Here is a 22,626-nt window from a genome sequence, read left to right on the forward strand (position 1 = left end):
CGCCGCTGTCAGACGTTGAAGTATTTGGCCTCGGGGTGGTGCGCCACCAGCGCGGACGTGGCCTGCTCCGGGTGGAGCTGGAACTCCTCCGACAGGCTCACCCCGATGCGCTCGGGCTGGAGGAGCTGGAAGAGCTGCACCTGGTCCTCCAGGTTGGGGCACGCCGGGTAGCCGAAGGAGTAGCGGCAGCCCTGGATGTTGACCTTGAGCATGTCGTCGAGCGTCTCGTCTCCGCCGATGCCCCACTCGGCGCGCACCCGGGCGTGCCAGTATTCGGCCAGCGCCTCGGTGAGCTGCACCGACAGGCCGTGCAGTTCGAGGTAGTCGCGGTAGGCGTCCTTGGCGAACAGCTCGGCCGTGGCCTGCGCGATCTTCGCGCCCATGGTGACGACCTGGAAGCCGACCACGTCGACCTCGCCGGACTCCTTCGGGCGGAAGAAGTCGGACAGGCACAGGTGGCGGTCGCGGCGCTGGCGCGGGAAGGTGAAGCGGGTGCGCTCGCCGCCCGCGTCGTCGAGGATGACGAGCGAGTCGCCGTCGCTGACGCACGGGAAGTGCCCGTAGACGACGGCCGCCTCCAGCAGGCCCTCGGTCTGGATGCGGTCGAGCCACATGCGCAGCCGGGGCCGGCCCTCGGTCTCGACCAGCTCGTCGTAGCCGGGACCTTCGCCGCCCCTGGTGGGCTTGAGCCCCCACTGGCCGAGGAACAGCGCGCGCTCGTCGAGGAAGGCCGCGTAGTCGGCCAGCGAGACGCCCTTGACGACGCGGTCGCCGAGGAACGGGGCCACCGGGACCGGGTTGTCGGCGGCGACGTCGGAGCGGGCAGGCAGCTCCTCGACCGGGGTGCGCTGGAGCACCGCGCCGGTCTTGACCCGCCGCTCGCGCAGCGGCGGCAGCGTCGCGCCCTTCTCGCCACGCTTGACGGCCATGAACGCGTCCATGAGCCGCAGCCCCTCGAAGGCGTCGCGGGCGTAGCGCACCTCGCCCTCGAACAGCTCGGCGAGGTCCTGCTCGACGTAGGCGCGGGTGAGCGCGGCGCCGCCGAGCAGCACCGGGTATCGGTCCGACAGGCCCCTGGAGTTCATCTCCTCCAGGTTCTCCTTCATCACCACGGTCGACTTGACCAGCAGCCCGGACATGCCGATCACGTCGGCCTTCTGCTCGTCGGCGGCCTCGAGGATGGCCGAGACCGGCTGCTTGATGCCGAGGTTGACGACCTGGTAGCCGTTGTTGGACAGGATGATGTCGACGAGGTTCTTGCCGATGTCGTGGACGTCGCCCTTGACGGTGGCCAGCACGATGCGGCCCTTGGTCTCGCCCTCCACGCGCTCCATGTGGGGCTCGAGGTGGGCGACCGCGGCCTTCATGACCTCGGCCGACTGCAGCACGAACGGCAGCTGCATCTGCCCGGAGCCGAACAGCACGCCGACGGTCTTCATGCCGTCGAGCAGCACCTCGTTGATGATCTCCAGCGCGGGGCGCTGCTCCAGCGCGGTGTCGAGGTCGGCCTCCAGGCCCTTGCGCTCACCGTCCACGATGCGCCGCTTGAGCCGCTCCCACAGCGGCAGCGAGGCCAGCTCCTCGGCCTTGCCGGCGCGCAGCGCGGCGGCGTCGACGCCCTCGAACAGGTCCATGAAGCGCTGCAGCGGGTCGTAGCCCTCGCGGCGGCGGTCGTAGACCATGTCGAGGGCGACCTGGCGCTGCTCGTCGGGGATGCGCGCCATCGGCAGGATCTTCGAGGCGTGCACGATCGCGGAGTCGAGCCCGGCGTTGACGCACTCGTTGAGGAAGACCGAGTTGAGCACCATGCGGGCGGCCGGGTTGAGGCCGAAGCTGATGTTGGAGACGCCGAGCGTGGTCTGCACGCCCGGGTAGCGGCGCTTGAGCTCGCGGATGGCCTCGATGGTCTCCAGGCCGTCGCGGCGGGTCTCCTCCTGGCCGGTGGCGATGGGGAAGGTGAGGGTGTCGACGATGATGTCCTCGACCTGCATGCCCCAGTTGGTGGTCAGGTCCTCGATCAGGCGGCTCGCGACGCGCACCTTCCAGTCGGCGGTGCGGGCCTGGCCCTCCTCGTCGATGGTGAGGGCGACCACGGCGGCGCCGTGCTCGCGCACCAGACGCATGATCTTCTGGAAGCGGGAGTCGGGGCCGGCGCCGTCCTCGTAGTTGACGGAGTTGACCGCCGCCCGGCCGCCCAGCATCTCCAGGCCCGCGCGCAGCACCTCGGGCTCGGTGGAGTCGAGCATGATCGGCAGGGTGGAGGCGGTGGCGAAGCGGAAGGCCAGCTCCTTCATGTCGGCGACGCCGTCGCGGCCGACGTAGTCGACGCAGAGGTCGAGCATGTGGGCGCCGCCGCGGGCCTGCTCGCGGGCCATCTCGACGCAGTCGTCCCAGCGCCCGCCCAGCATCGCCTCGCGGAATGCCTTGGAGCCGTTGGTGTTGCAGCGCTCGCCGATGGCGAGGAAGGAGGTGTCCTGGCGGAACGGGACGCTCTGGTAGAGCGAGGAGACGCCCGGCTCGGGGCGGGGGCGGCGCGGCGCGGTCTCCTTGCCGCGCACCCGCTCGACGACCTGGCGCAGGTGCTCGGGGGTGGTGCCGCAGCAGCCGCCGACCAGGGACAGCCCGTAGTCGCGGGTGAAGGCGCCGTGGGCGTCGGCCAGCTCGCCGGGGCTGAGCGGGTAGTAGGCGCCGTCGGAGGTGAGCACCGGCAGGCCCGCGTTGGGCATGCAGCTCAGCCGGAGCCGGGAGTGGCGGGCGAGGTGGCGCAGGTGCTCGCTCATCTCGGCGGGGCCGGTGGCGCAGTTGAGCCCGATGACGTCGACGCCGAGCGGCTCGATGGCGGTCAGCGCCGCGCCGATCTCGCTGCCCAGCAGCATCGCGCCGTTGGTCTCGATGGTGACCTGGGCGATGATCGGGATGTCGCGGCCGGAGTCCTCGGCGGCCCGCTTGGCGCCGATGACGGCGGCCTTGACCTGGAGGAGGTCCTGGCAGGTCTCGACGATGAGGGCGTCGGCGCCGCCCGCGATGAGGCCGGCGGCGTTGTCGCGGTAGGCGTCGCGGAGGCTCGCGTAGGGCAGGTGGCCGAGCGTGGGCAGCTTGGTGCCGGGGCCCATCGAGCCGAGGACGAAGCGCGGCTGCTCGGGCGTGGACCAGTGGTCGGCCGCCTCGCGGGCGATGCGGGCGCCGGCCTCGGAGTATTCGAAGACGCGGTCGGCGATGTCGTATTCGCCGAGCGCGGCGAGGTTGGCGCCGAAGGTGTTGGTCTCGACGCAGTCGACGCCGACGGCGAAGTAGGCGTCGTGGACGCCTCGCACGATGTCGGGGCGCGAGACGTTGAGCACCTCGTTGCAGCCCTCGTGGCCGTGGAAGTCGTCGAGCGTCGGGTCCTGGGCCTGGAGCATCGTGCCCATGGCGCCGTCGGCGACGATCACGCGCTGGTCAAGCACTTCACGGAAGGACGGGGAGATGCTCATGCAGTAGAGCTTATCGGGTGCTCTCCGGCCGCTGCTCGGAGCCAGGACAGAAGATCATTCTGGGTGTTCCGTGATGATCCGGGCGAACGGGCGCTAGTCTGCCGGTTGTCAATTGAACATCGCGTCCAATTGGGGCTCCCATGGCCTACCGCACCGTGCTCGTCGGCACCGACGGCTCCGCCTCCTCCTTCCGCGCCGTGACCTCGGCGGCGTCCCTGGCCGCGGCGTCCGGCGCGACCCTCGTCCTGGCCTGCGCGTACCTGCCGATGCGGGAGAGCGAGCGGGCGGTCGCCGCCGACCGGCTGGGCGAGCTGGCGTACAAGGTGAGCGGCTCCACCCCCGCGGACGACGCGCTGCGGGCGGCGCGCGAGCACGCCGTGGCGGCGGGGGCCTCCGACGTGGTGCTGGCCGCCGAGGAGGGCGACGCCGTGGACGTGCTGATCGCCCTGGCCGCGCGGCACCGCGCCGACCTCGTGGTGGTGGGCAACCGCGGGCTCAACAGCCTCGCCGGGCGGCTGCTCGGCTCCGTGCCCTCAGGGGTGCTGCACCGGGCGGCGTGTGACGTGCTGGTCGCGCACACCACGGACGGCGGGCGCTGACCGCGCCCGCCCCGGTTGTGCGCTGAGCGCGAACACCTGTGCGGTACGGGCGGGGCGACGCGGCCCTGGACCGGCGGCGGGTTCCGTACGGACGGGAGTGACGGGAGGCCGTGCGGGGCAAGGGGTTCGCGAGGAGATCAGTGACGCCGGAGCCTCCTCAGCGCATAGGCTAAGCGGGACAATGGAGAGAGGAGGCGACCCGTGATAGAGCTCGAAGGGCTCCCCGAGCTCGTCGACCCGGTGCTCATTGCCGCGTTCGAGGGGTGGAACGACGCGGGTGAGGCCTCCAGCGGCGTCATCGCGCACCTCGAGTCGGCGTGGAAGGCCGAGCCGCTCATCGCCCTCGACCCCGACGACTACTACGACTTCCAGGTGACGCGGCCCGTGGTCGAGATGAGCGAGGGGCTCACCCAGTCGATCGTGTGGCCGACCACCCGGCTGCTGCGCGCCCGCCCGCCGGGCGTCGAGCGCGACGTGGTGCTGCTGCGCGGCATCGAGCCCAACATGCGCTGGCGCTCGTTCTGCGCCGACATCATCGAGATCTGCCGCGAGCTCGGCGTGGAGCTGGCCGTCATGCTGGGCGCGCTGCTCAACGACTCGCCGCACACCCGGCCCGTCCCCATCCTGGGCGGCGCGACCGACGAGGGGCTGGCCCGCTCGACCAACCTGGAGCTGAGCCGCTACGAAGGGCCGACGGGCATCGTCGGGGTGCTGCAGCACGCCTTCGGCAAGGCCGGGCTCGACGCCATCTCGCTGTGGGCGTCGGTCCCCCACTACGTCGCCCAGCCGCCCAACCCGAAGGCCACGCTGGCGCTGCTGCGCCGGCTGGAGGACGTCCTGGAGATCCCGATGCCGCTCGGCGACCTCGACGAGGAGGCGCGGGCCTGGGAGCGCGGCGTCGACGAGCTGGCCTCGCAGGACTCCGAGGTGGCCGACTACGTCAAGGAGCTCGAGGAGCGCAAGGACGCCGCCGAGCTGCCCGAGGCCAGCGGCGACGCCATCGCGGCCGAGTTCGAGCGCTACCTGCGCCGCCGCGACCGCGACACCGACACCTGAGCGCCCGGCCCGCTCCGGCGGCCTGCCCTGCCGGGCCTCAGACGGAGGGACGGCTCGAGCGGTAGGCGCGCAGCACGGCCGTCCGGCGCTCCGCGTCCTTCACCCTGTACCTGATGAGCCGGAGGCCGACGTTCCTCCGCCGGGGCTTCCTGTCCAGCAGCGGGCGGAAGCGGCGGGCGTCCACCTGGCTCGGCGCGTTGCGCATGCAGCCACCCGCCAGGCGGTAGCCGTCGTCGTCCCAGGCCACCAGCTCGTGCACGTTGCCCAGGCAGTCCCAGGTGTCGGTGACGGACCGGCCCGCGGGCCGGATCCCGACGGGCTCCAGCCTGGCCGGGCCTCCCGTCCGCAGGTTGGCGTGGTGCGGGCCTATCGGCTCCGCTCCCCAAGGATGGTCCGTCCCCTCCTGGCATCCGGCCAGGGCGAGCCATTCGGCGGCCGTCGGGACCGCCCAGGCCCAGCCGTCGCAGGGCGCCTTCGCCTGGCAGCGGCCGATCAGGTCGGCCACGACCGCCGCGAGCGGGACGGACGACCCCGACAGGTCGAAGACGTACGGGTAGAACCGGGTGACCGGCTTGTCGGTCCGGGTCTGGAAGAGCCCGTCCGCCTCCCCAACCGTCCGGGACGCCTCGTCCCTCCGGTGCAGCACCATGTCGCACGTGACCAGGGCCGGCAGGTCGGCCGCGCCGTCGAGCCGTACGGGACGGCGCCAGGCCGCGGCCCTGGCGGTGACGGGCATCAGCGTGACCAGGAAGTCCACCGCCGAGGCCGTCGTCGCCAGGCCGGGACGTGGGGGTTTCCCCCGTTCGTGACGCGGATCAGGGCCCGCACCCATCCGGGGAAGCCTGCCCTGGCCTCCCGCTGGGGGATGAGGCTTGGCGCGTGGGTCCGGAGGGCTCTCAGGGGCACCGTTGTCACCCCTGGGCACCTGGGGGCTCTCCGGACGCGCCACTGACAGCTAACCGTCAGGGATTAAATCTGACACTTTTTCGAAGTTTCAGGTAATAATCGGTGACCGTAGAACTTTGCACTAAGTTGGGATCCGAGCCACCCATCCCACGCATACCAACAAATCGCGACTCACCGGCTTCGCGCCGCGATGCCTACTCCTCTGACCGCGCACGTTAGGCACGCCATGGCGACATCCCATGTTGACCCTTACCAGCGGAGCCAGGACGCCAGGCGGCGCGTCCTGGAGATGGCCGTCTCGCTCCGGGAGGACCGCGGCGGCGGCTCCGTCGACCACTTCCTCGCCCTGCTCCAGGACCGGCTCCCGTCCTGGCTCAGCATGCTCCACGATCTCGCGCATCGGATCGGGAAAGGGAGCGTAGAGGACAATCTTCAAGCGATAGCACAAGCAGGCATTCAATATTACATCGACGTACAGAGCGCGGCGTTGCCCGCGTTCACCTCGCCGAACGTCACCGTGCGCTTCCGCCAGGCCGTGCGCGAGACGGGGCTCGGCCCGTGGACCGAGGCGGCGCCGCTGGCCGCGTACCTGGCGGCCGAGCAGCGCCTCGGCCGGGTACGGGCCGACGCCGACCCGGAGGCGAGCGCCCGCCTGCTGATCGCGGGCTGCTTCCACCGGGCCTACGTCGAGATGTTCGTCGGCGCCGACACCTGCCCGTCGCGCGAGGCCAGCGCCCGGGAGGTGGTGCGCGAACTGCGGCTGGAACCCGCGCCCTCCGCACCGGCCGCCGTCTGAGGGACGCTCCGGGCGGCGCGGACGGCCTCGTCGTGGCGGTGCCAGACGAGCGCGGCCACGTCCGGGTCGGCCCCGAGGGGATCGCTCACCGGCCCTGCGGACGCGGCGGCCAGCCGGTCGTGGAAGAACCCGGGAGCCAGCACGTAGGAGGCGATCGCCACGCGCGCGGCCGGCGTCGCGGCGAGCCGTTCCATGGCCTCCTCCAGGGACGGCGAGCCCGCCGAGGCGAAGGCCGCGGTGACCGGCCTGGCCAGCCGCACGGCCAGCATGCGGGCGGCGGCCCGTACGTCGGCGAGCCCGGCGGGGTCGGAGGAGCCGGCCGCGCCGAGGACGACCGCGTCCGTGGCGCGCAGCCCCGCCCGGCCGAGCCGGCGGGCGAGCACGCCGGTCAGCAGCCGGTGCGGCCCGAGCGCGCCGGCCACCACCGCGTCGGGCCGGCACGCGGCGACGATCTCGGGCAGGTCGATGTGGACGTGGTAACCGCCGGCCAGCAGCAGCGGGACCACCACCACCGGCCCGCGGACCGCGGGGAGCACGTCGGCCAGCAGGGGCGAGCTGATCTCCAGGTGGCTCAGCTCGACCCGCCGCCCGGGCCGCGCCCTCCTGACCGTCTCGGCCAGGGCCGCGAGGGCCGCCTCACCGGCGGGGCTGCGCGTGCCGTGCGCGGCCAGGACGAGGGCCGGCGCGGGCGTCACATCCCCCCCTCGTACGGGCCGTCGTACTGGCAGGCCAGCCGGTAGCCGCGCTTGACCACGGTCTCGACGATGCCGCCCGGCCCGAGCGCGCGGCGCAGCCGGGTGATGGCCATCTCGACGGCGTGCTCGGCGGACTCGCGGGCGAGGCTGCCCGGCAGCACCGTACGCAGGTCGGCGCGGGAGACGACGTGCCCCGGCTTGTCGGCCAGGCGCTTGAGCACCGCCATCGGGGCGGGCGGCAGCGGGCGCAGCTCGCCGTCCACGACGACGGCGTGGCCGCGGATCTCGAGCTGGTGCCCCCCGGCGGCGAGCCGGGTGACGCCGTGCTCGGGCAGGTGGCGGGCGAGGGCCCTGGCGAGCGCGCCGAGCCGCGAGCGGTCCGGCTGCAGGGTGGCCACGCCGCGCGAGGTGAGCGGGTCGGCGGTGACGGGGCCGACGCAGGCGGCCACGACCGGCCCGCCGAAGGCGGCGAGCAGCGCGTCCTCCAGGCCCTCGGCGCGAGCCGCGTTCAGCATGGCGTTGACGGCGGGGGCGCTGGTGAAGGCGACGGCGTCCACCGCGCCGGAGACGGTCTGGGTGATGAGGCGGCGCAGCGGCGAGATGTCCCGGTACGGCAGCCACCGGTAGACCGGGATCTCGATCACCTCGGCGCCGGCGGCGCGCAGCTCGGCCACGAACTCGCTGAGCGGCTCGCCGTGCTGCTGGACCGCGATGCGCCGGCCGCGCAGGTCCTGGGCGAGGAGGTACTCCTTGACCTCCTGGCAGGACTCGGTGGCGGGCGTCCAGTGGTCGTTGAGCCCGGCGGCGCGCACCGCCCCCCTGGCCTTGGGGCCGCGGGTGAGCAGGCGGGACCGGGTGAGGAGCGCTCCGAGGTCGGCGGACAGGCCCCAGCCCTCGGCGGCGGCCATCCAGCCGCGGAAGCCCACGCCGGTGGTGACGACGACGTCGTCGAGCGGCGCGCCGAGGGCCCGCCGGGTGGCGGCGAGCAGGTCGGCGTCCTCGGCCAGCGGCACCAGCCGGATGGCGGGGGCGCTGACCACGCGCGCGCCGCGGCGCTCCAGCAGCGCGCCGAACTCCTCGCGCCTCCTGGTCGCGGTCACGCCGACGGTGAAGCCCGCCAGGGCGTCCGGCGCCGTCTCCGGGGAAGTGCCGTTGCCGACGGCGAGTGCGGTCATGCCGTCACCTCCAGGTACTCGTGGGAGCCTGGCCGGGCCCCGAGCGCCCGGCCAGGCATCACAGGCGCGTGTGACGCAAGTGAGATCACCCTTCGATACTGCTTTCAGGGGGTTTCGCCCCGGGGTCTCTTCTGTTACCGCTGTGCTACAAGCGGGGACCCGGGCGATTGGCACGTGACGATCATGGGAAGCTCTCAGCGTGACGACGCCGCCTACCGGGGAGCCACGGGTGACGGTCCTGCCCATTCGCACGTTCGACGATCCGGCGCTGCGCGAGCCGGCCGAGCCGGTGCGTGACTTCGACCGCGAGCTGCGCCGGCTGGTGAAGGCGCTGACCGCGACGATGCGGGCCGGCGCCGGCCGCGCCGGGCTGGCCGCGCCGCAGGTCGGCGAGCCGGTGCGGGTGCTGGTGTACGACTACGACGGCCGCGCGGGCCATCTGGTCAACCCGCGGCTCGAACTGTCGGAGCGGCGGGTGGTCGCCGACGAGGCGTGCCTGTCCGCGCCCGGCGTGTGGTGGCCACTGGAACGTTCCTACATGGTCACCGCGCGTGGCCGGGACATGTTCGGCAAGCCGGTGACGCTCCGGGCGCTCGGCGTCCTGGCCAGGGTGCTGCAGCACGAGGCCGACCATCTCGACGGCGTGCTGTTCAGCGATCACCTCGAAGCGGCTGAGCGGGAACGGTTTCTGGCCGCCGCGCTGCCGTCGGGCTGAGCTCACGGCGCTGGTCGGGATCGGTCCCGCCCCAGACGCCGTACGCCTGGCGGGTGCTGAGCGCGTACGCCAGGCACGGCTCCCGCACCGGGCAGCCGCGGCAGACGGTCTTCGCCTGCTCGACCTGTGACCGGCCCGGCCCTTCCATGGTGATCGGGAAGAACAGCTCCGGGTCCAGGTCGAGGCAGGCGGCCCTGCGTGTCCAGTCGAGCATCATCATGCTTCTGGCGCCTACCCGGGCGGAAGACGGTCATACCTCGCTGAGCAGGCGATCCCAGTCGGCGAGGAAGCGGTCGAGCCCGTAGCGCGCCAGAGCGGCGGCGCGGGCGGCCTTTCCGGCCTGGGCGGCGCGCTCCGGATCCGTGGCGAAGTCGTGCAGCGCGTCGGCGAGCACGTGCACCTTGGTGGAGAGCACCCCGGCCTCGGGCGGCACGGCCTCGATCGCCTCGGTGGCGGCCAGCGCCACGATCGGCATGCCGAGGTGCATGGCCTCGATGAGGGCCAGGCCGAGCGAGGTCCACCGGTACGGGTGCAGGTAGACCCGGCGCCGGGCGAGCTCGGCGTGCATGACGTACCGCGGCAGGTCCTCGTAGGTGCCGTACGGCAGCCCGTCGACCTTCATGCCGAACACGTCCAGCGGGACCCGCTCGTGGAAGCGCGGCAGCAGGTCGGTGCCGGCGACGCGGGCGCGCCGCACCGGCTCGTTGACCACGACCCCGGCCCTGGGCAGCTCACCCGTGCAGAGGTGGCCGGGGTCGGGGACGCCGTGCTCGATGACGCGGGTGGGCGCGCGGCCGTTGTCCCAGTAGAGCTCGTTGAAGTGGGTGACGTGGACGAGCGTGACGGCGTCCTGGCCGGCCAGCGGGTGGCGGGTGCGGGGCACGTCGCCGGCCGGGGTGTTGTGCTCGACGTACACGGCGGGCACGTCGCGGCCGAGCCACTCCCTCGCCAGGGCGGGCTCGTGCGGGCGCTGGCAGACGACGACGTCCACGCGCTCGTCGCGCAGGCGGTCCCAGGGCACCTCGCGGGCGGCGGCGGGCCAGTCGTAGGTGCCGGCCCGGCCGCGCCCGTCGGGTCCCCGGCCGGGGACGAGCGGCAGCACGTACTCGTGCGCGCCGCGGACGAAGGCGTCGGTCCAGGAGCCGTGCACGTGCCAGAGCAGGATCCTCACCAGCGGCTCCAGCCCATCGCGCGCGCCCACGGCGCGGCGACGGCCGGCACGGGCCCCTCGGCGTCGCTGAGGACGCGGTCCACCACGTCGGTCAGGTCCTCGGCGACCTCGGGCGCCTGGTCGATCTCCTCGGGCAGGGTGACGGCGGTGGGCACGAGGATGCCGCGGGCGCCGGCGGCGCGCGCCGCCTCCATGTCCCGGCCGATGTCGCCCACGACCACGCAGTCGCGGGGGCTGACGTCGAGGACGGCGGCCGCCCTGATCACGAGGCCGGGGGCGGGTTTGCGGCAGGTGCAGCCGTCGCCGTCGTCGTGGACGCAGATCGCCCAGGCGTCGAACGGCCCGAGCAGCTCCTCCACCCTGGCGTTCACCTGGTCCATCTCGTCGGGCGTGAGCAGGCCCTTGGCGACGCCGGACTGGTTGGTGACCACGGCCACGGGCACGTCGGCGCGGCGGAGCCGGCAGAGCGCCTCGGCGGCTCCCGGCATGGGCTCGACCCTGCGCGGGTCGCCGTTGTAGGGCACGTCCCTGATCAAGGTCCCGTCCCGGTCGAAGAGCACGGCGCCGGGACGTCGTCGTTCGAACACCTCTCACCCACCTCTCGCCTCCGTCGCGTGCCGCCCAGCTACCCGGGAGGCACCCCCGCAAACAACCACGGAGCGTGACGATCGGCAGGCGAGAGAGGGGGTTCTGAGGACATTTCCGCACTTGAGAAGGTTACGCGAGGTTTGACAACCGCTTCTCTCGGTAGCGGTTCTCGACATCCCATCGGGGAGGCAGCATGAGGTTTCTCGGCATCAACGCGATCTTCCACGACCCGGCGGCGGCGCTCGTGGCCGACGGGCGGATCGTCGCCGCGGCGGAGGAGGAGCGCTTCAGCCGCCGCAAGCACGGCAAGCGGCCGCTGGCGTTCTCCGCCTGGGAGCTCCCCGAGCAGGCCGCCGCGTGGTGCCTGCGCGAGGCGGGCCTCGCCCCCGAGGACGTGGACGCCGTCGCCTACTCCTACGACCCGTCGCTCGTGGTGCGGCGGCCGGAGGGCGACTGGGAGGACCTGCGCACGACGTACGCGGTGCGCGCCCCGCTGTTCCTCGCCACGGCGCTGCCGGGGCTGGACCCTGCGCGGGTGACGTACGTGCCGCACCACGTGGCGCACGCCGCCTCCGCGGGCCTCGCCTCGCCCTGGCGCGACTGCGCGGTGCTGGTGTGCGACGGCCGCGGCGAGAACGTCTCGCACCTCGCGGGCCGCTACCGCGACGGCGGGCTGGAGGTGCTGGCCGCGCAGGAGCTGCCGCACTCGCTCGGCCTCATGTACGAGGACGTCACCGAGCACCTGGGCTTCCTGCGCTCCAGCGACGAGTACAAGGTCATGGCGATGGCCTCCTACGGCCGGCCCCGCCACCTGGACGCGCTGCGCGAGGTGATCCGCACGACCGGCGACGGCGGGTTCCGCGTGGAGCCGGTCGACTGGGACGTCTACGCCAAGGCGCTGCCCAAGGGCGCCCCGTGGACCTCCGACCACGCCGACCTCGCCGCCAGCGTGCAGGCGCGGCTGGAGGAGGTGCTCATGGAGCTGGCGCGCTGGCTCCACGAGCGCACCGGCGAGCGGCGCCTCGCCCTGGCGGGGGGCGTCGCGCTCAACTGCGTGGCCAACACCCGGCTGCTGCGGGAGGGGCCGTTCGCGGAGGTGTGGGTGCAGCCCGCGGCCGGGGACTCCGGCACCGCGCTCGGCGGCGCGCTGCACCTCGCGCAGGCGTACGGCGAGCCGGCCGCGCCCATGGGCACGGCGGCGCTGGGCCGCGGCTTCACCGACGAGGAGCTGGGGGCCTGGCTGGACGTGGCGCGGGTGCCGTACACGCGGCCCGCCGACCTGGCCGCCGAGGTCGCGGCCGAGCTGGCGGCCGACAGGATCGTGGCCTGGTTCCAGGGCCGGGCGGAGTACGGCCCGCGGGCGCTCGGCCACCGGTCGCTGCTGGCGCACCCGGGGCACGCGGCCAACACCGAGCGGCTCAACGACGTCAAGGGGCGCGAGCAGTTCAGGCCGGTCGCGCCGATGGTGCTGGAGTCGCGGGCCCGCGAGGTCTTCGGGCGGGGGCCGGTGCCGTCGCCGTACATGCTGTTCGTGCACGACGTGCGCCCGGACTGGGCCGCCCGCATCCCGGCGGTCGTGCACGTGGACGGCACCGCCCGCGTCCAGACGGTCTCGCCGGACGCCGAGCCGCTGGTGGCGCGGATGCTCACCGAGTTCGAGCGGCGCACCGGGCTGCCGGTGGTCGTCAACACGAGCCTGAACACCGCGGGCCGGCCCATGGTGGACGATCCGCGCGACGCCCTGGAGTGCTTCGGGTCCGCGCCGGTGGAGGTGCTGGTCCTGGGCCCGTACGTGGTGCGGCGCCAGGAGGTGTTCGGTCCGTGATCACCGTCGTGATCCCCACCGTCGGGCGGCCGACGCTGCGCGAGACGATCGCCGCGATCGGCTCCGGCGTGCCGGTCGTCGTGGTGGACGATCGCCCCGGTTCCGCCGTCGCGGAAAGCGTTGTTACCGACCGCGTCGCGTCGGGTACAGTCGGTGATGGCGGTGGCAGCCACTCAAGGGAGTTCGGCATGCCCACCGTTCTGAAACATCCGCCTGCCCACGTGCGCCTGGTGCGCAGTGGCGGAAGAGGTCCCGCAGCCGCCCGCAACGCCGGATGGCGTGCGGCGGACACCCCCTGGATCGTCTTCCTCGACGACGACGTGATCCCCGAGCCCGGCTGGGCGGAGGCGCTCCGCGCGGATCTGGCCGGCCTGCCCGGCGACGTCGCGGGCAGCCAGGGCCGGATCGTCGTCCCGCTGCCGCGGGACCGGCCCCCCACCGACGGCGAGCGGCACACCGCCGGGCTCACCGGCGCGTCGTGGGTGACCGCCGACATGGCCTACCGGCGCGCCGCGCTGGAGGAGGCAGGCGGCTTCGACGAGCGCTTCCCCCGCGCCTACCGGGAGGACGCCGACCTGGCGCTGCGGGTGACGCGGGCCGGGCACCGGCTGGTGCGCGGCGCCCGCGTCACCCGGCACCCGGTCCGCCAGGACGGCTTCTGGGCCAGCGTGCGCTTCCAGCGCGGCAACGCCGACGACGCCCTCATGCGGCGCCTGCACGGGCCGGGCTGGCGCGAGCTGATCGGCGGCGGGCGCGGCCGGCTGCGGACGCACGCGGCGACGACGGCGGCCGGGCTGGCCGCGCTGGCGCTGGGTGCGCTGGCCGTCCGGGTCAGGGGGCCGCTCGTCCCCGGGGTCCGGGCGCGGCTGGTCCCCGCCCTGGCCGTGACGGCCGGGGCCGCCTGGGCGGCGCTGACCGCCGAGTTCGCCTGGCGCAGGATCGCGCCAGGTCCCCGTACCCCCGACGAGCTGTGGCGGATGACCGTCACCAGCGTGGTGATCCCGCCGGTCGCGTGCGCGCACCGGATGCGGGGGGAATGGAAGGTGCGCCGATGAGCGACAGGACGCCGCGAGCCGCCGGCGGGCCCGGCGGCAGGGGGCGCGTGCTCGTCGCCCGGCTGGACGACGCCGGCGACGTGCTGCTGGCCGGTCCCGCCGTGCGGGCGGTGGCGGCGCACGCCGCCGAGGTCGTCTTCCTCGCGGGACCGAACGGCCGGGCCGCCGCCGAGCTGCTGCCCGGCGTGGACCGCGTGCTCACGTGGCGGGCGCCGTGGATCGACCACACTCCCCCGCCGGTCGGCCAGGAGCAGGTGGACGGGCTCGTCGCCCGCCTGCGCGGCCTCGACGAGGCGGTGATCCTCACCTCGTTCCACCAGTCCGCGCTGCCGCTCGCGCTGCTGCTGCGGCTGGCCGGGGTGGGGCGGATCACCGCGATCAGCAACGACTACCCGGGCTCGCTGCTCGACGTCCGCCACCGGTGGGACGAGAGCGTGGACGTGCCCGAGGCCGAGCGGATGCTGGCCGTGGCGCGGGCGGCGGGGTTCACGCCGCCACCGGGCGACGACGGCAAACTCGCTGTTCAGCACCCCTTGCCGGATATCACCGCGATTACCGGGCACTTCTTCGGTGTCGGCGCCGAGGCCGACAAAGGCGCTTATGTCGTGGTGCATCCAGGGACGTCGGCCCCCGCGCGCAACTGGCCCGCCGAACGGCACCGGCAGGCCGTGCGGGAGCTGGTGGAGGACGGGCACCGGGTCGCGGTGACCGGCACGGAACGAGACCTCACCGCCTATGTCGCCGGCGACGACGCCGCCGACCTCGGCGGCGCGACCACTCTGGCCGAACTGGCCGCCGTGATCGAGCGGGCGAGCGTGCTCGTGGCCGGCAACACCGGTCCCGCGCATCTCGCCGCGGCGGTCGGCACGCCGGTCGTGAGCCTGTTCGCTCCCGTCGTCCCGGCCGCCCGGTGGGCCCCGTACGGGGTCGCGACCGTGCTGCTCGGCGACCAGCAGGCGCCCTGCAGGGACAGCAGGGCGCGCACCTGCCCGGTCCCCGGACACCCATGCCTGTCCCAGGTGACGAGTGAGCAGGTGGTCAAGGCAGTGAGGGAGCTGACGCAGTGAAGGTCGATCTCATCTCCGAGCACGCGGACCCGCTGGCCGCCGTCGGCGGCGTGGACTCGGGCGGCCAGAACGTGTACGTGGCCGCCCTCGCCCTCGCGCTGGCCGGACGCGGCCACCGGGTCGTCGTCCACACGCGGCGCTCGTCGCCGTCCCAGCCCCGCTCGGTGCGCCTGGCGCCCGGCGTCGTCGTCCAGTACGTCCCCGCCGGGCCCGCGGCTCCCCTCCCGAAGGACGAGCTGCCGCCGTACATGCCCGAGTTCACCGACTTCCTCGCCGAACGCTGGGCGATCGACCCGCCCGACGTCGCGCACGCGCACTTCTGGATGAGCGGGCAGGCCGCGCTCCAGGCCGCCGACGGCTTCCCCGTGGTGCAGACGTTCCACGCCCTCGGCACGGTCAAGCGGCGCTGGCAGGGCGAGGCCGACACCAGCCCCGCGCACCGGATCGACACCGAGCGCGAGATCGGCAAACGCGCCGACGCCGTGCTCGCCACGTGCGGCGACGAGGTGGGCGAGCTGTGCGCGATGGGCATCCCCGAGCAGCGCATCGCGGTGGTGCCCTGCGGCGTGGACCTGGAGCACTTCCGGCCCGACGGGCCGAAGGCGCCGCGCACCGCCGGCCCGATGATCCTCAGCATCGGCCGGATGGTGCCGCGCAAGGGCGTGGACACCGTGATCGCGGCGCTGCGCCAGGTCCCCGGGGCCGAGCTGGTGATCGCCGGCGGCGGCCCCGGCGACGAGGAGGCCGCCCGGCTGCGCGACCTGGCCGCGGCCTACGGGCTGGAGGAGCGCGTGCACGTGATCGGCAGCGTGCCGCGCGCCCACGTGCCCGCGCTGATGCGCGCGGCCGACGTCCTGGTCACCGTCCCCTGGTACGAGCCGTTCGGCATGGTCACGGTCGAGGCCATGGCCTGCGGCGTCCCCGTCGTGGCCTCGGCCGTCGGCGGGCACCTCGACACCGTGGCCGGCTGCGGCGTGCTGGTGCCGCCGCGCCGGCCCCGGGCGCTGGCCAGGGCGCTGCTGGACCTGCTCGGCGACGAGCACGAGCGGGCCCGCGTGGGCGCCGCCGGGGCCAGGCGCGCCCGCGAGCGCTACGGCTGGCCGCGCGTCGCCGAGCGCACCGAGGCCGTCTACGCGCAGGTCATCGGCGGCAGGCTGTGCGGCCTTGAGGCGATGGGGGGGTAGCGGATGGACGTCCATCTCAAGAAGCTCTGGAACACGCTGGAGAAGGTCGACGACCAGGCCGCCGTCGTACGCGCCTGGGGGGTGTCGCTGGCCGGCGCGCTCGGCTCCGGCGGCCGGCTGCTGGTCTGCGGCAACGGCGGCTCGGCCGCCGAGGCGCAGCACCTGTCGGCCGAGCTGGTCGGCCGCTTCCGCGACGACCGGCGGCCGTACGCGGCGATCGCGCTGCACGCCGACACCTCGTCGATGACGGCGATCGCCAACGACTTCGGGGCCGAGGAGGTCTACGCCCGCCAGGTGCGCGCGCACGGCCGCCCGGGCGACGTGCTGCTGTGCCTGTCCACCAGCGGTTCCAGCCCCAACGTGCTGGCCGCCGCGCGCGCCGCCCGCGAGGGCGAGGTGCTGGCCTGGGCCATGACGGGCCCGGGTCCCAATCCGCTGACCGAGCTGTGCGACGGCGCGGTGGCCGTTCCCTCCGAGGAGACCGCCACCGTGCAGGAGGTGCACCTGGCCATGATCCACCTGCTGTGCGACGCGCTAGAGGAGGCGCTGTAGATGGGGCCGCTCGTGGTGATCGGCGACACGCTGCTGGACGTCGACGTGGAGGGTGACTCCGGCCGGCTCTGCCCGGACGCGCCGGTGCCGGTGGTGGACGTCGCCGCCGAGCAGGCGCGGCCGGGCGGGGCCGGGCTGGCCGCGCTGCTGGCCGCCCGCGACGGGGCCGAGGTCGTGCTGGTCACGGCCATCGGCGAGGACCCCGACGGGCACCGCCTGTGCGGGCTGCTGTCGGAGGAGGTGGAGCTGCTCCGGCTGCCGCTGGACGGCGGCACGGTGCGCAAGACCAGGGTCCGCTCGCGCGGGCAGACCCTGGTCCGGCTGGACACCGGCGACGGCCTGGCCCGCTACGCGCCGACCGACGCGGCGATCGAGGCCGTCCGGCGGGCCGGCGCGGTGCTGGTGTCCGACTACGGCAGAGGCATGGCCAGGATGGCGCGCGAGCTGCTGCACGGCACGGACGTGCCCGTGGTGTGGGACCCGCATCCGCGCGGCGAGCAGCCGATGCCGGGCTGCTCGCTGCTGACGCCGAGCGAGGCGGAGGCGCGGGCGCTGTGCCCCATCGGGTGGGCGGGGCCCGAGCAGGCGGCCAGGCAGCTCGTCCGCAGGCTGCGGGCGCGGGCCGTGGCCGTGACGACGGGCTCGCACGGGGCCGCGCTCGCCGTGGAGGGCGGCCCGTCCGCGCACGTGCCGCCGCCCGTGCAGGCCGGCGGCCGGGACGCCTGCGGCGCGGGCGACCGCTTCGCCGGCGCCGCCGCGCTGGCCCTGCGCGACGGTCTCGACGTCAGGGACGCGGTGACCATCGGCGTCGGCGAGGCCTCGCGCTTCGTCGAACGCGGCGGCGCCGCCAACGTCAAGGTCGCCGAGCAGCAGCTCGGCGACCGGCCGCGCACGGCGCTGGAGGTGGCCGAGTTCACCCGCGCCAACGGGGGCCGCCTCATCGCCACCGGCGGCTGCTTCGACCTGCTGCACGCGGGCCACGTGAGCCTGCTGCGGCGGGCCAGGGCGCTCGGCGACGCGCTCGTCGTCTGCGTCAACTCCGACGACTCGGTACGCCGCCTGAAGGGCCCGCAGCGGCCCGTCGTGGACGTGCGCGACCGGGTCGAGGTGCTGAGGGCGCTGAGCTGCGTGGACGCGGTGCTGGTGTTCGAGGAGAACACCCCGGACCGCGCGATCTCGCTGCTGCGCCCCGACGTGTGGGTCAAGGGCGGGGACTACGAGGGGGAGTTCCTGCCCGAGTCCGAGGTCCTCGGCAGGCTCGGCGCGGAGATCGTCGTGCTGAGCACCCTGCCGGGGCGTTCCACCACCAACCTGATCAGGGAGATCCAGTGAAGATCTTGATTACCGGGGGAGCCTCCGGACTGGGCCTGGCGACCGCCGAGGCCGTGGAGAAGGAGGGCTGGCGGGCGCTCGTCGTGGACGTACGCCCGCCGGACCAGCGCTTCGAGCACGTCACGGCCGACCTGTCCGACCGGGGCGAGGCCGAGCGGGCGGTCCGGGAGCTGGCCGAACGGGCCGGCGGCCTCGACGGCGTCGTCACCGCCGCCGGCATCGACGCCTGCGGCCGGATGGAGGACGTGCCCGCCGACGACTGGGAGCGGGTCGTCAAGGTCAACCTGCTGGGCACGGCGTCGGTCATCCGGGCGGCGCTGCCGTACCTGAAGCACACCCGCGGCAGGATCGTCACCTGCGCCTCGACGCTGGGGCTGCGGCCGCTCAGCGACGCCTCGGCGTACTCGGCCTCGAAGTTCGGCGTCGTCGGCCTCACCCGGGCGCTGGCCGTCGAGCTGCGCGGCGAGGTGGGGGTCACCCTGCTCATCCCCGGCGGCATGCGCACGAGCTTCTTCGACGGCCGGCCCGACCAGTACAAACCGGGGCCCGAGGCCGGGCTCAACGACCCCGCCGACGTCGCCCAGACGGTCGTGTTCGCGCTGCGGCAGCCCGCCGGATGCGAGGTGAGAGAGCTCGTGGTCTGCCCGTCGACGGAGACGTCATGGCCCTAGAGCTCCTGGCTCTGCGCGGGCTCGGCCTGGGCGACCTGCTCACGGCCGTGCCCGCGCTGCGGGCCCTGCGCCAGGCGTTCCCCGGCCACCGCATCACGCTGGCCGCGCCGCGGGCGCTGGAGGCGCTGCTGCCGCTGACCGGCGCGGTGGACGGCCAGGTGGACGTCGCGGGACCGGGGCCCGTGCCGATGGACGAGCTGCCGTACGAGCGGCCCGACATCGCCGTCAACCTGCACGGCAAGGGGCCGCAGAGCATCGAGGCGCTGCGGGGCACGCAGCCGGGCCGGCTGATCAGCTACGGCACCGGCCCGCGCTGGCGCGACGGCGTGCACGAGGTGCGCCGCTGGTGCGAGCTGCTGGAGTGGCACGGCATCCCGGCCGACCCCACCGACCTGACGCTGGGGATCTCCGACCGCAGCGGCCCGGCCGTCGTGCACCCGGGCGCGTCGTTCCCCGCGCGTCGGTGGCCGCCCGAGCGCTTCGCGCAGGTCGCGGCGGCGCTGGAGGACGTGGTGGTGACCGGCAACGAGCAGGAGGTGCCGATCGCCCGCAAGGTCGGCGAGCTGGCCGGTCTGCCGCCGGAGCGGGTGCTCGCCGGGCGCACCGGGCTGGCCGACCTGATCGACCTGGTCGGCCGGGCGCGGCTCGTCGTGTGCGGCGACACCGGCGTGGCGCACCTGGCGACCGCGTTCTGCGTGCCGTCGGTGGTGCTGTTCGGGCCGGTCTCGCCGGCGCTGTGGGGGCCGCCGCCCGGGTGGCGGCACGTGGCCCTGTGGGCCGGCGAGAACGGCGACCCGCACGGCGAGCGGCCGCATCCCGGCCTGCTCAAGATCGAGGTTTCCGAAGTCGTCGAAGCTGCCCTGGAGGTCACGTCATGAGGGCTCTGGTCACGGGAGGCGCCGGCTTCCTCGGGTCGTACCTGTGCGAACGGCTGCTGGAGGAGGGGGCGGAGGTCGTCTGCATGGACAGCTTCCTCACCGGCGGGCCGCGCAACGTCGAGCACCTGATGGAGCGGCCCGAGTTCCGGCTCGTCGAGAGCGACCTGACGGGGTTCGTGCACGTGCCGGACCGGCTGGACCTGGTGCTGCACTTCGCCTCGGCCGCCTCGCCCGCCGACTACCTGCGCTATCCCATCGAGACGCTGCGGGTGGGCAGCGTCGGCACCCTGCACGCGCTCGGGCTGGCCAGGGAGAAGGGCGCCCGGTTCGTCCTCGCCTCCACCAGCGAGGTGTACGGCGACCCGCTGGAGCACCCGCAGAAGGAGACGTACTGGGGCAACGTGAACCCGGTCGGGCCGCGCAGCGTGTACGACGAGGCCAAGCGCTTCGCCGAGTCGCTGACCACGGCCTACCGGCACTCGCGCGGCACCGACACGGGGATCGTGCGCATCTTCAACACCTACGGCCCGCGGATGCGCCCGTTCGACGGCCGGGCCATCCCGACGTTCATCCGGCAGGCGCTGACCGGCGAGCCGATCACGATCACCGGCGACGGCTCGCAGACCCGCTCGATCTGCTACGTCGAGGACACCGTCTCCGGGATCATGGCGATGGCGCGCAGCGACTTCGCCGGGCCGGTCAACATCGGCAACCCGGACGAGGTGACCATGCTGGAGCTGGCCACCCTGGTCCGGGATCTCACCGGGTCGTCGTCGGAGATCGTCTTCATCGACCGGCCGGCCGACGACCCGAAGGTGCGCCGGCCCGACACCACGCTCGCCGCCGAACGGCTGGGCTGGCGGGCGCGGGTGCCGGCCGAGGAGGGACTGCGCCGCACCATCGAGTGGTTCCGCGCCGAACTCGGCACCCAGGAACCGCTGGAACGGGCCCTCTAGCGGGCGGGGGCGCCGGAGGGGGGCCGGAGTGCGACGCCGAGCAGGGCGTCGGCCAGGTCGTTGACCAAGGCGGGTGCGGCCGGGTCCGCCCCGCCGGGCGCGAGCGCGTCCGCCGCCCAGGCGTCGATCGCGGCCAGCGCGCCGGGCGTGTCGAGGTCGTCGGCCAGGCGCTCGCGCACCCGGGTCAGCAGGTCCCCGGCGGGCGGCCCCGAGTCGCGGGCGACGGCCGAGCGCCAGGTGGCGAGCCTCCGCTCGGCCTCGGCCATCAGCTCCGGCACGTACTCCCAGTCGGCGCGGTAGTGGTGGGCCAGCAGCACCAGGCGGACCGCCATCGGGTCGTGCTCGGCGCGCAGCCGCCGGACGAAGACCAGGTTGCCCCGGGACTTCGACATCTTCTCGCCGTCCAGCGCGACCATGCCCGCGTGGGAGTAGAACTTGGCGAACGGCCACTCCCCCGTCAGCGCGTGGCCCTCGGAGGCGCCGCACTCGTGGTGCGGAAAGATCAGGTCGGAGCCGCCGCCGGCGACGTCGTAGCCGGGGCCCAGGTTGTCCAGCGCGATCGCGGTGCACTCGATGTGCCAGCCCGGCCGTCCCCTGCCCAGCCGGGACTCCCAGGCCGGCTCGCCCGGCCGCTCGGCCCGCCACAGCAGCCAGTCGAGCGGGTGCCGCTTGCCGGGCCGGTCGGGGTCGCCGCCGCGCTCGGCGAACAGCGCGGTCATCTCGTCCTCGCCGTAGCCGGAGACCTGGCCGAACTTGGGGGCGTCGGCGACGCTGAAGTAGACGTCGCCGTCGAGGTCGTAGGTGACGCCCTTGTCGGCCAGTCTGGCGATCGAGTCGGCCACCCGGTCGACGACCTCGGTGACGCCGACGTACTCGCGGGGCGGCAGGATGCGCAGGGCCTCCATGTCGCCGCGGAACAGCTCGATCTCCCGCTCGGCCAGCTCCCGCCAGTCGACGCCGGTCTGGGCGGCCCGCTCCAGCAGCGGGTCGTCGACGTCGGTGGCGTTCTGGGTGTAGTGGACCTCGTGGCCGGCGTCCCGCCACATCCGGCCGACCAGGTCGAAGGCGTGGTAGGTGTTGGCGTGGCCGAGGTGGGTGGCGTCGTAGGGGGTGATGCCGCAGACGTACATCCTGGCGGTCGGGCCGGGGTCGGTCTGCCGGACCTGCTTGGCGGACGTGTCGTAGAGACGCAGCGGAATGCTCTCACCAGGGAGCTTGGGGATGTTCTGGGCAGACCACGATCTCATGCCTTTGAGCCTATCCGTCCGTTTCCGCGGTCAGGTCGATGAAGTCGTACGTGACCTCGTCCGGTGACAGTGCAACCTCCATCACCGACAACGAGGCGAAGATGCGCCCGTCGGGCAGCTCGTGCCGGACGATGAGCGCGCCGGGGTCGGCCGACGGCTCGGCGGCCACGAGGTCCCGCCAGGTCCCGGCCGCCCGGAAGCGCGGCAGGTGCGCCAGCACGCGCGGTCCGGTCGGGTCCAGGCCCTCGTTGACCACCATGCTGGTGCCGTCCGGCAGGTCGGTGGTGGTCAGGCGCTCGCCGTCCCAGCTGAACAGCCGGACTCCGCCGAGCGTGGCCAGCACCAGGTGGAAGGGGTCGTAGCGGGACAGGTCGCCGCGGGGTCCCTCCCCTGTGTACGCCGCCCGCAACGCCAGATCGCCCCGCGAGACCTTGGTCCGCTCGGCGGCGGCCTTGCCTCGGCCGTTGAGCAGGGCGGCGGCGCGCCGGGCCGCCTGGTTGACCGCCAGCCAGGTGCCGCCGGCCTTGAGGTCGCGCCCGCCGACCACGCCGGGGTAGTCCGGCCAGTGCTCCCCGGGCCCCTCCCAGGGGCGGTCGGTGAACTCGTCCCGCACGCCCATGAGGGTGAGCGGGTGTCCCGTCCGTACGATCAGCGTGCACATGGGCAAAGGGTAGTAAATGCCGGA

Annotated in this window: 22 protein-coding genes; 13 read left to right on the top strand and 9 right to left on the bottom strand. The window is 74.1% G+C overall.

From position 1 onward, the window contains the following. Window positions 1-8: 8 nt before the first annotated feature. On the bottom strand, window positions 9-3,473 hold the full coding sequence (metH, locus tag Nocox_RS26270; RefSeq protein WP_026215239.1) for a methionine synthase: 3,465 nt from the start codon (window positions 3,471-3,473) through the stop codon (window positions 9-11). Window positions 3,474-3,613: 140 nt separating this feature from the next. Between metH and Nocox_RS26275 the strand changes: the two genes are divergently transcribed. Next, entirely contained in the window at window positions 3,614-4,072 is a 459-nt protein-coding gene (locus Nocox_RS26275; RefSeq protein WP_020547574.1) for a universal stress protein, read from the top strand. Window positions 4,073-4,273: 201 nt separating this feature from the next. Then, window positions 4,274-5,128 (top strand): PAC2 family protein, encoded by an 855-nt coding sequence (locus Nocox_RS26280; protein WP_020547573.1) that lies wholly within the window; start codon window positions 4,274-4,276, stop codon window positions 5,126-5,128. Window positions 5,129-5,165: 37 nt separating this feature from the next. Here the strand turns inward: Nocox_RS26280 and Nocox_RS26285 are convergent, their stop codons facing one another. Beyond that, window positions 5,166-5,960 (bottom strand): hypothetical protein, encoded by a 795-nt coding sequence (locus Nocox_RS26285; protein WP_157383500.1) that lies wholly within the window; start codon window positions 5,958-5,960, stop codon window positions 5,166-5,168. Between the two features lie 300 nt (window positions 5,961-6,260). Between Nocox_RS26285 and Nocox_RS26290 the strand changes: the two genes are divergently transcribed. Beyond that, entirely contained in the window at window positions 6,261-6,830 is a 570-nt protein-coding gene (locus tag Nocox_RS26290) for a TetR/AcrR family transcriptional regulator C-terminal domain-containing protein (RefSeq protein ID WP_026215238.1), read from the top strand. Here the strand turns inward: Nocox_RS26290 and Nocox_RS26295 are convergent. Then, window positions 6,716-7,525: a sirohydrochlorin chelatase gene (locus Nocox_RS26295; protein ID WP_020547570.1), complete on the bottom strand. Its 810-nt coding sequence runs from the start codon at window positions 7,523-7,525 to the stop codon at window positions 6,716-6,718. The genes Nocox_RS26290 and Nocox_RS26295 overlap by 115 nt on opposite strands. Next, complete coding sequence (locus tag Nocox_RS26300) at window positions 7,522-8,700, bottom strand: uroporphyrinogen-III synthase (RefSeq protein WP_020547569.1); 1,179 nt, start codon at window positions 8,698-8,700, stop codon at window positions 7,522-7,524. The genes Nocox_RS26295 and Nocox_RS26300 overlap by 4 nt, the downstream gene beginning before the upstream one ends. A gap of 229 nt (window positions 8,701-8,929) precedes the next feature. Between Nocox_RS26300 and def the strand changes: the two genes are divergently transcribed. After that, on the top strand, window positions 8,930-9,415 hold the full coding sequence (gene def / locus Nocox_RS26305) for a peptide deformylase (protein ID WP_020547568.1): 486 nt from the start codon (window positions 8,930-8,932) through the stop codon (window positions 9,413-9,415). Here the strand turns inward: def and Nocox_RS26310 are convergent. The 3 genes from Nocox_RS26310 to Nocox_RS26320 are packed head-to-tail and all read right to left on the bottom strand — an operon-like array spanning window position 9,351 to window position 11,173. Next, window positions 9,351-9,635 (bottom strand): WhiB family transcriptional regulator, encoded by a 285-nt coding sequence (locus Nocox_RS26310; protein ID WP_020547567.1) that lies wholly within the window; start codon window positions 9,633-9,635, stop codon window positions 9,351-9,353. The two genes, def and Nocox_RS26310, sit on opposite strands and share 65 nt — an antisense overlap. A gap of 30 nt (window positions 9,636-9,665) precedes the next feature. Continuing rightward, window positions 9,666-10,586 carry a glycosyltransferase gene (locus Nocox_RS26315; protein ID WP_026215237.1) on the bottom strand — a complete coding sequence of 307 codons (921 nt, stop codon included), beginning with the start codon at window positions 10,584-10,586 and terminating at the stop codon, window positions 9,666-9,668. Further along, a complete protein-coding gene (locus tag Nocox_RS26320) occupies window positions 10,583-11,173 on the bottom strand; it encodes a D-glycero-alpha-D-manno-heptose-1,7-bisphosphate 7-phosphatase (protein WP_157383499.1) in 591 nt (196 codons plus the stop codon). Before Nocox_RS26320 ends, Nocox_RS26315 begins: the two co-directional genes overlap by 4 nt. A 194-nt stretch (window positions 11,174-11,367) precedes the next feature. Here Nocox_RS26320 and Nocox_RS26325 point away from each other — a divergent pair, with 194 nt between their 5' ends. From Nocox_RS26325 to Nocox_RS26365, 9 genes are read left to right on the top strand one after another with little or no spacing between them, the layout of a single operon-like run. Continuing rightward, complete coding sequence (locus Nocox_RS26325; protein ID WP_020547564.1) at window positions 11,368-12,999, top strand: carbamoyltransferase family protein; 1,632 nt, start codon at window positions 11,368-11,370, stop codon at window positions 12,997-12,999. Next, window positions 12,996-14,054: a glycosyltransferase family 2 protein gene (locus tag Nocox_RS26330; RefSeq protein ID WP_020547563.1), complete on the top strand. Its 1,059-nt coding sequence runs from the start codon at window positions 12,996-12,998 to the stop codon at window positions 14,052-14,054. Before Nocox_RS26325 ends, Nocox_RS26330 begins: the two co-directional genes overlap by 4 nt. Beyond that, the gene (locus Nocox_RS26335; protein WP_020547562.1) at window positions 14,051-15,121 is read left to right on the top strand and encodes a glycosyltransferase family 9 protein; all 1,071 of its coding nucleotides are present in this window, start codon (window positions 14,051-14,053) and stop codon (window positions 15,119-15,121) included. The genes Nocox_RS26330 and Nocox_RS26335 overlap by 4 nt, the downstream gene beginning before the upstream one ends. Further along, window positions 15,118-16,305 carry a glycosyltransferase gene (locus Nocox_RS26340; RefSeq protein ID WP_020547561.1) on the top strand — a complete coding sequence of 396 codons (1,188 nt, stop codon included), beginning with the start codon at window positions 15,118-15,120 and terminating at the stop codon, window positions 16,303-16,305. The genes Nocox_RS26335 and Nocox_RS26340 overlap by 4 nt, the downstream gene beginning before the upstream one ends. Before the next feature lie 3 nt (window positions 16,306-16,308). Continuing rightward, entirely contained in the window at window positions 16,309-16,857 is a 549-nt protein-coding gene (locus Nocox_RS26345) for a D-sedoheptulose-7-phosphate isomerase (RefSeq protein WP_020547560.1), read from the top strand. Beyond that, window positions 16,858-18,189, top strand: coding sequence for a PfkB family carbohydrate kinase (locus tag Nocox_RS26350; protein ID WP_020547559.1), 1,332 nt, complete (start codon window positions 16,858-16,860; stop codon window positions 18,187-18,189). Continuing rightward, window positions 18,186-18,860 carry an SDR family oxidoreductase gene (locus Nocox_RS26355; protein WP_020547558.1) on the top strand — a complete coding sequence of 225 codons (675 nt, stop codon included), beginning with the start codon at window positions 18,186-18,188 and terminating at the stop codon, window positions 18,858-18,860. Before Nocox_RS26350 ends, Nocox_RS26355 begins: the two co-directional genes overlap by 4 nt. Continuing rightward, window positions 18,851-19,738, top strand: a complete 888-nt coding sequence (locus Nocox_RS26360) for a glycosyltransferase family 9 protein (protein ID WP_020547557.1) — start codon at window positions 18,851-18,853, stop codon at window positions 19,736-19,738. The genes Nocox_RS26355 and Nocox_RS26360 overlap by 10 nt, the downstream gene beginning before the upstream one ends. Continuing rightward, the gene (locus tag Nocox_RS26365; protein ID WP_020547556.1) at window positions 19,735-20,694 is read left to right on the top strand and encodes a UDP-glucuronic acid decarboxylase family protein; all 960 of its coding nucleotides are present in this window, start codon (window positions 19,735-19,737) and stop codon (window positions 20,692-20,694) included. The genes Nocox_RS26360 and Nocox_RS26365 overlap by 4 nt, the downstream gene beginning before the upstream one ends. Here the strand turns inward: Nocox_RS26365 and mshC are convergent. Then, on the bottom strand, window positions 20,691-21,941 hold the full coding sequence (gene mshC / locus Nocox_RS26370; protein ID WP_020547555.1) for a cysteine--1-D-myo-inosityl 2-amino-2-deoxy-alpha-D-glucopyranoside ligase: 1,251 nt from the start codon (window positions 21,939-21,941) through the stop codon (window positions 20,691-20,693). The two genes, Nocox_RS26365 and mshC, sit on opposite strands and share 4 nt — an antisense overlap. Before the next feature lie 10 nt (window positions 21,942-21,951). Next, window positions 21,952-22,602, bottom strand: coding sequence for an NRDE family protein (locus Nocox_RS26375; RefSeq protein WP_020547554.1), 651 nt, complete (start codon window positions 22,600-22,602; stop codon window positions 21,952-21,954). Between the last annotated feature and the right edge of the window lie 24 nt (window positions 22,603-22,626).

Source organism: Nonomuraea coxensis DSM 45129, assembly GCF_019397265.1.
Classification (GTDB): Bacteria; Actinomycetota; Actinomycetes; order Streptosporangiales; family Streptosporangiaceae; genus Nonomuraea; species Nonomuraea coxensis.